Annotated in this window: 11 protein-coding genes; 10 read left to right on the plus strand and 1 reads right to left on the minus strand. The window is 60.7% G+C overall.

Annotation, left to right across the window (positions count from 1 at the left end; translation table 11 throughout):
- Positions 1–26: 26 nt before the first annotated feature.
- Positions 27–1,247: an NAD-dependent epimerase/dehydratase family protein gene (locus tag PYR71_RS18585; protein ID WP_275620372.1), complete on the minus strand. Its 1,221-nt coding sequence runs from the start codon at positions 1,245–1,247 to the stop codon at positions 27–29.
- A 140-nt stretch (positions 1,248–1,387) separates the two neighbouring features.
- Between PYR71_RS18585 and ybgC the strand changes: the two genes are divergently transcribed.
- The 10 genes from ybgC to ftsH all read left to right on the plus strand — a co-directional run bounded on the left by ybgC (position 1,388) and on the right by ftsH (position 11,688).
- Positions 1,388–1,843 carry a tol-pal system-associated acyl-CoA thioesterase gene (gene ybgC / locus PYR71_RS18590; RefSeq protein WP_275620373.1) on the plus strand — a complete coding sequence of 152 codons (456 nt, stop codon included), beginning with the start codon at positions 1,388–1,390 and terminating at the stop codon, positions 1,841–1,843.
- Between the two features lie 374 nt (positions 1,844–2,217).
- Positions 2,218–2,937 (plus strand): protein TolQ, encoded by a 720-nt coding sequence (tolQ, locus tag PYR71_RS18595; RefSeq protein WP_004671617.1) that lies wholly within the window; start codon positions 2,218–2,220, stop codon positions 2,935–2,937.
- A gap of 18 nt (positions 2,938–2,955) precedes the next feature.
- Positions 2,956–3,411 carry a protein TolR gene (gene tolR, locus PYR71_RS18600; RefSeq protein ID WP_003542730.1) on the plus strand — a complete coding sequence of 152 codons (456 nt, stop codon included), beginning with the start codon at positions 2,956–2,958 and terminating at the stop codon, positions 3,409–3,411.
- 8 nt (positions 3,412–3,419) lie between these two features.
- Positions 3,420–4,565, plus strand: a complete 1,146-nt coding sequence (locus tag PYR71_RS18605; protein WP_275620374.1) for a hypothetical protein — start codon at positions 3,420–3,422, stop codon at positions 4,563–4,565.
- Positions 4,566–5,003, plus strand: a complete 438-nt coding sequence (locus tag PYR71_RS18610; protein ID WP_275620375.1) for a hypothetical protein — start codon at positions 4,566–4,568, stop codon at positions 5,001–5,003. It begins immediately after the preceding gene.
- A gap of 22 nt (positions 5,004–5,025) precedes the next feature.
- Complete coding sequence (gene tolB / locus PYR71_RS18615; RefSeq protein WP_275620376.1) at positions 5,026–6,333, plus strand: Tol-Pal system beta propeller repeat protein TolB; 1,308 nt, start codon at positions 5,026–5,028, stop codon at positions 6,331–6,333.
- A gap of 151 nt (positions 6,334–6,484) precedes the next feature.
- On the plus strand, positions 6,485–7,018 hold the full coding sequence (gene pal / locus PYR71_RS18620) for a peptidoglycan-associated lipoprotein Pal (RefSeq protein WP_064683354.1): 534 nt from the start codon (positions 6,485–6,487) through the stop codon (positions 7,016–7,018).
- A gap of 159 nt (positions 7,019–7,177) precedes the next feature.
- A complete protein-coding gene (gene ybgF / locus PYR71_RS18625) occupies positions 7,178–8,167 on the plus strand; it encodes a tol-pal system protein YbgF (protein ID WP_183918118.1) in 990 nt (329 codons plus the stop codon).
- Positions 8,168–8,178: 11 nt separating this feature from the next.
- A complete protein-coding gene (tilS, locus tag PYR71_RS18630; RefSeq protein WP_275620377.1) occupies positions 8,179–9,660 on the plus strand; it encodes a tRNA lysidine(34) synthetase TilS in 1,482 nt (493 codons plus the stop codon).
- A 96-nt stretch (positions 9,661–9,756) separates the two neighbouring features.
- Complete coding sequence (ftsH, locus tag PYR71_RS18635; RefSeq protein ID WP_038691074.1) at positions 9,757–11,688, plus strand: ATP-dependent zinc metalloprotease FtsH; 1,932 nt, start codon at positions 9,757–9,759, stop codon at positions 11,686–11,688.
- Positions 11,689–11,698: the final 10 nt, after the last annotated feature.

Consider the following 11,698-nt stretch of genomic DNA (forward strand, 5'->3'; position numbering starts at 1 on the left):
GTCCTTCAATGCGAATTCGCTCCTGCTCATGACACCGATTTCAGCCGCTTGCCTTCCGGATCGTGGTTGATCGTCGCGGCAATATCCCTCGTCCAGGCGGAGACGGCCGGCACGCGGGCGCGGTCGACGCGGTAGGCAAAATTCTTCGCGACGTCGACGATCTCGCCGAGCAGGCCGGCCTCCAGAGTGATCGGTTCGAGGCCGAGATCGAGGAATTTTTCGTTGCGGACGATCAGCTCGTTTTCGGCGACTTCCTTGCGCGGATTTGGCAGCCAGGCAATCGTGGCGCCGCTGATCTTGGCGATCATCTCGGCAAGGTCGCGCACCCGGTGGGTCTCCGTCATCTGATTGAAGATCTCGACGCGGGCGCCGCGGGCAGGAGGATTCTGCAGTGCCAGCTCAATGCAGCGCACCGAATCCTGGATATGGATGAAGGCGCGGGTCTGGCCGCCGGTGCCGTGCACGGTCAGCGGATAGCCGATCGCCGCCTGAATGAGGAAGCGGTTCAGCACCGTGCCGTAATCGCCGTCGTAGTCGAAACGGTTGATGAGCTGCGCGTGGCGTCGCGTCTGTTCGGTATGCGTGCCCCAGACGATGCCCTGGTGCAGGTCGGTGATCCGCAAGCTGTCGTTCTTGGCGTAGAACTGGAAGAGAAGTTGATCCAGGCACTTGGTCATGTGATAGATCGAGCCGGGATTGGCGGGATAAAGAATCTCCTGGCTGACCGTCTTGCCGCCCGCTGTTTCGATGCCGACCGGCAGATAGCCTTCGGGAATCGCTGCGCCCACAGTCGAATAGCCGTAGACGCCCATGGTGCCGAGATGGATGAGGTGGGCGTCGAGGCTGAGCTCGGTCAGTGCGTTCAAGAGGTTATGTGTGGCGCTGACATTGTTGTTGACTGTGTAATTCTTGTGGCGGTCGCTCTTCATCGAATAGGGAGCGGCGCGCTGCTCGGCGAAATGGATGATGGCATCGGGCCGGTGCTCGGAAAGCCATTTCTTCAGGAGCTCATAATCCTTGGCAAGGTCGATCAGATTGAAGTGGATGCGGCGTCCCGTCTCCGCATGCCAGATGCGGGTGCGTTCCTGGATCGAATCCATCGGCGTCAGCGATTGAACGCCAAGTTCGGTGTCGATCCAGCGGCGCGAGAGATTGTCGAGGACATGGATGTCATGACCGGCGTCGGAAAGGTGGAGCGAGGTGGGCCAACCAATGAAACCGTCTCCGCCCATAACCGCAATTTTCATCACATCGTCTCCTGATCAATCTCATTTATCGGGAATAGTTAGGAATTATGACAATCATTCAATGCTTGTCGCTCGGGCATTCATTGCTTGCCTGTCGAGAAGCGTTGCGCCAAAGAGGGCACCGGAGTTTGGAGAAAATTATGACGGAACGCCCTTTTTCCATCTCGGGAGAGCTGACCGAGACCGGACACCGCCTCGTCCAGCGGGTCTATTATGAAGATACGGATTTCTCCGGCCTGGTCTATCACGCCCGCTATTTGCATTTCCTGGAGCGCGGCCGCACCGATTATTTGCGCTGCCTCGGCGTCGAGCAGCGCGAGCTCGTCAGCGCCGACGAGGAGGGGCTTGTCTTCGTCGTCCATCGCATGGAGATCGACTTCAAGAGCCCGGCGCGCATGGACGACGTGCTGACGATCCTGACGCACACGGAAAAGGCCGGCGGCGCCAAGATGGTGCTCAACCAGCAGATCCGTTGCGGCGAGATGCTGCTGATTTCAGCCAAGGTGATCATCGCCGTCATCAACGCCAAGGGGCGGCCGAGAAGGCTGCCGGAAACGCTGGCGGCGAAATTCCTGGAGGGCAGCATGCCGCTATAGCGCCGAATCGTTCGAAATTCGGCCTTGTCAAAACTTGAGCTTTATGGGAAGGAATTCCTCCCGCTGCGGGATGGCGCTCTTCGGCAGCCGGACCTCGCTTTGTTCAAGTAATCCATGGAATAAAACCTTGCGAATACAGGCTTGCTGTCACAGTCCGGCACTAACGATCTATTAACCATAATAGTGTCTTACTGGGAAAGTCGGAGTTTGTGCGGTGCACGCCTTCCTTTGACCAAATTTGACGGCAAGAAGGCGGAAGATGAGCTTGGAAGCTTGACCAGGGCTTTGGGCGGCGGCCGCCGGACACTTCTTGCGAGATCACTTTGTGCCGCCCGGTCCAGCACCGGGCGTTTGGATTCGGGGATTTTGGATCAATGGAACAAGTAGGATTGGCAGCAGCCACGACGGACGTCAGCCTCTGGTCGCTTTTCATGCAGGCCGGCATCGTCGTCAAGCTCGTCATGCTCGGGCTCATCGCAGCCTCTGTGTGGACCTGGGCGATCGTCATCGACAAATACCTGGCCTATGGCCGCGCACGCCGCCAGTTCGACAAGTTCGAACAGGTGTTCTGGTCGGGACAGTCGCTGGAAGAACTCTATCGCTCCCTGTCGGAGCGCAACAACACCGGCCTGGCGTCGATCTTCGTCGCGGCCATGCGCGAGTGGAAGAAATCCTTCGAACGCGGCGCCCGCTCGCCGATCGGCCTGCAGATGCGTATCGACCGTGCGATGGACGTGACGCTCGCCCGTGAAACAGAATATCTCGGCGCCCGTCTCGGGTCGCTTGCGACGATCGGTTCGGCCGGTCCGTTCATCGGCCTGTTCGGCACGGTCGTCGGTATCATGACCTCGTTCCAGGCGATCGCCGGCTCTAAGTCGACCAATCTCGCGGTCGTGGCGCCCGGTATCGCCGAAGCGCTGCTCGCCACCGCGATCGGCCTTGTCGCCGCTATTCCGGCGGTTATCGCCTATAACAAGTTCTCCGCCGATGCCGGCAAGCTCTCGGCGCGCATGGAAGGTTTCGCGGACGAATTCTCCGCCATACTTTCGCGCCAGATCGACGAGAAGCTGCAGCCGCGTGCTGCCGCTCAGTAACCAACGGAGTATTCTGACATGGGTATGGCTGTTGGAGGCAATGGCGGCGGGGGCGGTGGACGCCGCCGTCGCGGCGGTCGGAATAGGGCCGTCATCTCCGAAATCAACGTGACGCCGCTCGTCGACGTCATGCTGGTGCTTCTGATCATCTTCATGGTCGCCGCACCGATGATGACCGTCGGCGTGCCGATCGACCTGCCGGAAACGCAGGCCAAAGCATTGAATTCCGAGACGCAGCCGATCACTATTTCCGTCAAGAACGACGGGGAGGTGTTCTTGCAGGAAACCCCGATCCCGGCCGCCGAGATCGCCGCCAAGCTCGAGGCGATCGCCACCACCGGTTATAACGAACGCATCTTCGTGCGCGGCGACGCAACGGCGCCTTACGGCGTCATCGCCGACGTCATGGCGCGCATCCAAGGCGCCGGCTTCAAGAATATCGGCCTGGTGACGCAGCAGAAGAAGGACCAATAGCGTTCAAGATGAAGACCAGCGTCGTCACATCTGCTGTTCTGCACTGCCTGGTGCTCACCTGGGCGATGGTGTCGCTGAGCGCCCCGGAATCCTTCAAGGTGGAGGATTTCGAGGCGATGCCGGTCGATCTCGTGCCGGTGGAATCCATTACCCAGATGCAGCAGGGCGACAAGAAGGCGCCGAAGAAGGAGACGTCTGCGCCAGTGCCGACGACACGGCCGCCGATCGCGCAGCCGGCCGAAAACGCCGGCGACAACAATGTCGACCTGAAGACGCCGCCGGTGCCGAACGCCAAGCCGAGCAACAGCGAGGCGGCTGCCGCCAATTCCAGCGAAAAGCCGCAGCCGCAGGTCGATCCCAAGCCGAACGACGTCAAGGAAGTCAACAAGGAAGAGACCGAGGTCGAGCAGCCGAAGGAAGTTGCTTCCATTCCGCCGCCGAAGCCGGTTGAAGTGACGCCGCCGAAGCCCGAGGAAAAGCCGCCGGAAGAACAGGCCAAGCCTGAGGAGCCGCCGAAGCCGGATGCGGAAGCATTGCCGGACAAGGTGCCGACGCCGGTCGTCAAGCCGCAGGTAAAGCCGCCGGAGCCGCAGAAGGCTGCTGAAAAGCCGCCGGAAAAGACTCCAGACCAGCCGAAGGCTGCGGAAAAACCGACGGACAAGAAAAAGGCCGACAAGAAACAGGAAGTAGCGAAATCCGCCTCGTCAATGAAGAGCGATTTCAACGCGGATGAGATTTCGATCTTGCTGAACAAGACCGATCCTTCGGCCGGCGGCGCCAAGCGCTCGACCCAGGAGGCATCGCTCGGTGCGAAGAAGAGCAATGGTGGCTCCAAACTCAGCCAGAGCGAAGAAGACGCGATGCGCAGTTTGATCGAAAGTAATTGGCTCGTGACGCCTGGAATGGAGGGACTTTCCGGCCTGGTGATTACGGTTAAGTTCAAACTGGGTAAAGATGGTAGCATTATTGGTCAGCCGGAGGTGGGATCGTCTGGTGGAAGCAGCAGTGATTCCACCCGCCGTGCGCTAGAGAGCGCTGCTTACCGTGCCGTGATGAAATCCGCGCCTTCTTTTTCCTCGACCCTTCCGATGGACAAATATGACGCTTGGAGTGAGGTCGTCCTCAACTTCGATGCGAGCAGCCTAGGAATTTAGATGCAACGGAACTTGTCCCATATTGCGAAGGTTGTCGGGACGCTGACGTTTTTGATGGTCGCTTTCGCGTTCGCCCCTGCTGGAAATGCGGAGACGAGGGCCGGAGGAAAAAACGAATCGAAAAGACCTGTTTTGAGTATTGCGGCCATTGATGCGATGAGAGAGGCCGTCACAGATCGTTTTATCCTCCCTGGTAACTTGAAGGATGCGGCTAGTGTTCAACTGCGAGTTCATGTGCGCCTCGATCAGAATGGTCGCGTTGCCCGCGCCCCCGAGGTGGATGTCAGTGGTGGCAGTGAACATACAAGAGATATCATGACTAAGGCCGCTCTTCGCGCAGTTATCGGCGCAGCCCCTTACGTGATGCTCCCAAAAGACAAATACGATGCCTGGAAGGAAGTCATTTTGAACTTCGACACCAGCGCTTTTACCCAATAAGATGCTGAAAGGCTTGTTTGATATGGTCAAGTGTTCCCTCATCCGCGCTCTGATGGTCATTGCAGGCCTGATTGGGGTCGCAGCCTTTACGACGCCGGCTAATGCGGTGCTCACTCTCGATCTTCGGAAGGGCAACATCCAGCCGCTGCCGATTGCAGTGACGGACTTCCAGGGCGACATGGGCGCGCAGGTCTCGCAAGTCATCGCCGCCGATTTACAGCGATCCGGTCTGTTCGCGCCGATCAACAAGAGCGCTTTCATCGAGAAAATATCCAATCCGGACGCTTCGCCGCGGTTCGAGGACTGGAAGGTCATCAATGCACAGGCGCTGGTCACCGGCCGGGTTACCAAGGAAGCAGATGGCCGTCTTCGCGCCGAATTCCGACTCTGGGACCCGTTCGCCGGGCAGCAGATGACCGGTCAGCAGTTCTTTACCCAGCCGGAGAACTGGCGCCGTGTCGCCCACATCATCGCCGATGCGATCTACAAGCAGATCACCGGTGAAGAAGGCTATTTCGACACCCGCGTCGTCTTCGTCTCCGAATCCGGGACCAAGCAGCAGCGCAAGCGGCAGCTGGCGATCATGGACCAGGATGGCTTCAACGTGCGCATGCTGACCGACGGCAGCGACCTGGTGCTGACGCCGCGCTTCTCGCCCAACCGGCAGGAAGTCACTTACATGTCCTTCGCCAACCAGCAGCCGCGGGTCTATCTGCTGCAACTCGAAACCGGGCAGCGCGAGGTCGTCGGCAACTTCCCGGGCATGACGTTCTCGCCGCGCTTTTCGCCGGATGGGCAGAAGGTGATCATGAGCCTGCAGCAGGAAGGCAATTCCAACATCTATACGATGGACCTGCGCTCGCGCACGACGACGCGGCTGACCTCGACGGCGGCAATCGACACTTCGCCCTCCTATTCGCCCGATGGTGCCCGCGTCAGCTTCGAAAGCGACCGCGGCGGCAAGCCGCAGATCTACGTGATGAATGCCGATGGTTCCGGCCAGACCCGTATTTCCTTCGGCGACGGCTCCTATTCGACGCCGGTCTGGTCGCCGCGCGGCGATCTCATCGCCTTCACCAAGCAGTCCGGCGGCAAGTTCTCGATCGGCGTGATGAAGCCGGACGGTTCGGGCGAGCGCATCCTGACGACCGGCTTCCACAATGAGGGCCCGACTTGGGCGCCGAACGGCCGCGTGCTGATGTTCTTCCGCCAGGCGGCAGGTGCCGGCGGTCCGCAGCTCTATTCGATCGACCTGACCGGTTACAACGAGCAGCTTGTGAAGACACCAACCTACGGTTCCGACCCGGCTTGGTCGCCGCTTCTGGAGTAGCAGGCGCGGCAATGCCTTCATGTCGCCTCAGAATCATGGAAACCGGGCGACTACGGGACAAATCAGTAAATTGTTAACCATAATCTTTGAGGGGCGGTTAACCGAGTGCGGTTACTGTCCGGAAACCCTGAAATCGCAAGGAGACCCGGCCATGAGCCGAATTCACACCCCGGCAATGAGCCGCATGCAGAATTTCGCCCGCAACCCCGTCATGATCGCGCTTCTCGCCGGTCTCGCGCTCGCAAGCTGCGCCAAGAAGCCGCCGAACAGCGCTGGTGAACTCGGCCTTGGCGCCGGCGCGGGTGGTGCCGCAACGCCAGGTTCGGCACAGGACTTCACGGTCAATGTCGGCGACCGCATCTTCTTCGATACCGACTCCTCGTCGATCCGCGCCGATGCCTCGCAGACGCTCGACCGTCAGGCGCAGTGGCTCGCCCGTTACCCGAACTACCAGATCACCGTCGAAGGTCATGCCGACGAACGCGGCACGCGCGAATACAACCTGGCGCTCGGCGCCCGACGTGCTGCCGCCGCCAAGGATTACCTCGCTTCGCGCGGCGTTCCGGCGCAGCGCATGAAGACGATCTCCTACGGCAAGGAACGCCCAGTCGCCGTCTGCGACGATATTTCCTGCTGGTCGCAGAACCGCCGCGCGGTCACCGTGCTCGGCGGTGCCGGCATGTAATTTGCCGATATCATTCGTTTCTGGAAGGCGGTTCCGTCAGGGGCCGCCTTTTCTTTTTGACCACACTTTGGCCAGACTCCGTTGCTTTTTGACAGCAATTGGAAAAGTCTCCTGTTCGTGCCTCAAGGCGCGAAGAATCACTGGGACAGGACGATACATATGAAGAAACTTGTCGTGGCAGGCATGCTGTGCCTCGCGGCTGTGACCGGGAGCGAACGGGCGGCCTATTCGGCCTCGTTCTTCGGGCTGCATCTGGGCGGCCGATCCGCGGAAAACCAGGCGGCGGCGCCCGTTATCAAGGTGCAGAGCGGCGACGCCGAGGTTCGCGTGCAGCAGCTCGAAGAGCAGCTGCGACAGCTGAACGGCCGAATCGAGGAGATGAGCTTCCAGCTGCTGCAGATGCAGGAGACGATCCGCAAGCAGCAGGAAGACAATGAATTCCGCTTCCAGCAGCTTGAAAAAACCGGTTCCGGCGGTGGTGGCGCCAAGGCGCCTGTCAAGAAGAGCGAGACTGATGCCGCTCCGGCAGCGTCCGGTGGCGATGATGTCGCGAGAGTGATCCAAGCACCGCAGGGAGCCGAAACGGCTCCCTCCACCGATGTGCCTGATAATACCGGCCTCGGCCAGCCGCCGAAGCAGCTCGGCTCGATCGACTTCGATCAGAACGGCAACCCGATCGGCGGAACCGTCGACGAAAATGCCACCATCGGCTCCGGCCCCATTCCCGATGCCAATGGCCGCACACCCCAGCAGACGGCCTCGCTCGGCAGTGAGGCGGATCAGTACAAGGCAGCGTACGGCCACGTCCTGTCAGGCGATTACGGCACTGCAGAGCAGGAATTCAACCAGTACATCGCCCGTTACCCGAGCAGCGCGCGGGCCGCTGACGCCAATTTCTGGCTCGGCGAAGCGCTCTATTCGCAGGGTAAATATAACGAGGCGGCCAAGACTTTCCTCAACGCTCACCAGAAATACGGCAGCTCGGAAAAGGCGCCGGAAATGCTGCTGAAACTTGGCATGTCGCTTGCGGCCCTCGATAATAAGGAGACGGCTTGCGCGACGCTGCGCGAGGTCTCGAAGCGCTATCCGAAGGCGTCACGCGCCGTCATAAGCAAGGTTGCGAGCGAACAAAAACGCCTCGCCTGCTAAGGTCTTCCGGAATGTCTCCGGAAGCCGCATCGCCTCAAGCGGCAATCCTCCAGCTCCTCGAATCGCTTCAAAGTCCTGCGCGCCTTCTCGTCGCGATATCGGGCGGCAGCGATTCCACCGGCCTGCTTCTCCTCCTCGACGAAGCCGTGAAGGCCGCGCCTCATCGCAAGATTTCACTCTGTGCTGCCACTGTCGATCACCGGCTGCGGGCCGGCTCCGCGGACGAAGCGCAACAGGTCGCCGCGCTCTGTGCATCGCTCGGCATTCCCCATATCATCGCAGTCTGGCAGGGCGAAAAGCCGAAAACCGGCATCATGGCCGCGGCCCGCGGGGCTCGCTACGACCTCTTGGCGGAATCGGCAGAGAGGCTCGGCGCCAGTCTCATCGTCACCGGCCATACGCTCGACGATCAGCGCGAAACATTGCACATGCGCGGCGTGCGAACGGAGCAGCTTTCATCAGGCATCGCCGATGCGGTGCTTTTCGATCGGCGGTTCTGGATTTTGCGGCCGCTTCTCTTTTCCAGCCGGACAGATATCCGCGCTTTTCTCAAAGATCAGGGTGTTTCGTGGATCGACGACCCCAGCAATGAGGATGTGAAATACGAGCGCGTGCGGGTGCGCCGGCAGCTATCCGCCGATCGAGCGACGGAGACGGATATTCGCGCGGCCTGGGAAGCGCGGCTGGCTCTGTCGTTGCGCGCCGCCGAATGGCTGGACCGCCATTTCAGGCTTCATGGCGGCCTGCTTGGGCAGGTATCTGTTGATGGTTTGCGGCAGGATCGCGCAGTTCTGGACTATGCGCTCGGCCGTCTGACAGCCGTCTTCGGCGGGCAGGCATTCGTGCCGGGGAGGGCGCATATGGAGCGCCTTCTCTCGTTTGTCACCGGCGGGGAACCGGGGCGGATGACTACCGGTCGAGTCGTGTTCGATCGCAGGCGTGACGGGATTTATTTGGCGCGGGAGAGCCGGGGGATTGTACCGATGATTTTGCGGCCGGGAGAGGCGGGGGTGTGGGATGGGAGGTTTGAAGTCGTAAACGGTTCCGGAGCGACCGTAAGGATAGAAGCGCAGGCCACCAGCTCCTCCCTCATTCCTGTGTCCTCAGGGCTTCGCCCGAGGGATGTCACAGGAATCCATTCACCGCGCGTCGCCGCGGTGAATGACTCGACAATAAGTAGTGAGTCTTCCGCGCCCAAGGACCTGGGCGCCCTGGATTCCTGTGACGAGCACAGGAATGAGGGGGAGTGGAGCAGGGGCCTGCCCAAGGCGGCATGGAAACGTGCCGTCGCCTCAGCGCCGGCTTTTTCCGTCGATGGAGACCCCCTATCTCGGGAATCTGTCGGCTCGATCCATCTGACGTCCTATTTCGCACCCTTCGACCGCTTTTTGACACGATTTGATTTCATCTTTGCCGATAGGCTTTCGGCGGTTTTCGCGATGGCGCCCTATGCGGGACTGCCTTTAAGAAGTATTGACGGAAAAACCATCTGACCTGGGGGATTGCCTTGGCAACAGCACGGCGCAACCCTATGTTAGAATGAATAAGACGGTCGCCATGAGGCGGCTGTCCCAGTGCTGGGGAGTTCAATGAACCCTAACTTACGTAATTTTGCCTTGTGGGCGATCATCGCGCTTCTGCTGATCGCCCTGTTCAGTATGTTTCAGACGGCGCCGGCGCAGACGGGCTCCCGCGAAATCCCTTATTCGCAGTTTCTGCGTGAGGTCGATGCGGGCCGGGTGAAGGATGTCGTGGTCACGGGCAACCGTGTTTCCGGAAGCTATGTTGAAAACGGCACCACCTTTCAGACCTACTCCCCTGTAATCGACGACAGCCTGCTCGATCGCCTGCAGCAGAAGAATGTCCTGGTTTCCGCCCGTCCGGAAACGGATGGTTCCTCGGGGTTTCTGAGCTATCTCGGCACGCTCCTGCCGATGCTTCTCATTCTCGGGGTCTGGCTGTTTTTCATGCGGCAGATGCAAGGGGGCTCACGCGGCGCGATGGGCTTTGGCAAGTCCAAGGCCAAGCTTCTGACCGAAGCGCATGGCCGCGTGACCTTCGATGATGTCGCCGGCGTCGACGAGGCCAAGCAGGATCTCGAAGAAATCGTCGAATTCCTGCGTGATCCGCAGAAATTCCAGCGTCTCGGCGGCAAGATCCCGCGCGGCGTGCTGCTCGTCGGCCCTCCGGGTACCGGCAAGACGCTGCTCGCCCGCTCGGTCGCCGGTGAAGCCAATGTGCCATTCTTCACGATTTCCGGTTCCGACTTCGTCGAAATGTTCGTCGGCGTCGGCGCAAGCCGCGTACGCGACATGTTCGAACAGGCGAAGAAGAATGCGCCCTGCATCATCTTCATCGACGAAATCGATGCGGTCGGCCGCCATCGCGGCGCCGGTCTCGGCGGCGGCAACGACGAGCGCGAGCAGACGTTGAACCAGCTGCTGGTCGAAATGGACGGCTTCGAGGCGAATGAAGGCGTAATCCTGATCGCCGCCACCAACCGTCCCGACGTTCTCGACCCGGCGCTGCTGCGTCCCGGCCGTTTCGACCGGCAGGTCGTGGTGCCGAACCCTGACATCGTCGGGCGCGAGCGCATCCTCAAGGTGCATGCCCGCAATGTGCCGCTGGCGCCGAATGTCGATCTCAAGGTTCTCGCCCGCGGCACGCCCGGTTTCTCCGGCGCCGACCTGATGAACCTCGTCAACGAAGCCGCCCTGATGGCCGCCCGCCGCAACAAGCGTGTGGTCACCATGCAGGAATTCGAGGACGCCAAGGACAAGATCATGATGGGCGCCGAGCGCCGCTCCTCGGCGATGACCGAGGCGGAGAAGAAGCTCACCGCCTATCACGAAGCAGGCCACGCCATCACCGCGCTCAATGTCGCTGTCGCCGATCCGCTGCACAAGGCGACGATCATTCCGCGCGGCCGTGCGCTTGGCATGGTCATGCAGCTTCCCGAGGGCGACCGCTACTCGATGAGCTACAAGTGGATGGTGTCGCGCCTCTGCATCATGATGGGCGGCCGTGTCGCCGAAGAACTCACCTTCGGCAAGGAGAACATCACGTCGGGTGCCTCCTCCGACATCGAGCAGGCGACCAAGCTTGCCCGCGCCATGGTCACCCAGTGGGGCTTCTCCGATCAGCTCGGTCAGGTCGCCTATGGCGAGAACCAGCAGGAGGTGTTCCTCGGCCACTCGGTTTCGCAGTCGAAGAACGTGTCGGAAGCGACCGCGCAGAAGATCGACAATGAAGTCCGCCGCCTGATCGACGAGGCCTATACGCAGGCCCGTACGATCCTGACGGAAAAGCACGACGAATTCGTCGCTCTCGCCGAAGGCCTGCTGGAATATGAGACCCTGACCGGCGAAGAGATCAAGGCGCTGATTCGCGGCGAGAAGCCGTCTCGCGATCTCGGCGACGACTCACCGCCGAGCCGTGGTTCGGCCGTGCCGAAGGCCGGCGCGCGGCCTGCGACCAAGGGCGACGAGCCCGAAGCCGGCCTCGAACCGCAGCCGCATTGAGCCGCCAACG

The sequence above is a fragment of the Rhizobium mulingense genome (genome assembly GCF_029194105.1).
GTDB lineage: Bacteria > Pseudomonadota > Alphaproteobacteria > Rhizobiales > Rhizobiaceae > Rhizobium > Rhizobium mulingense.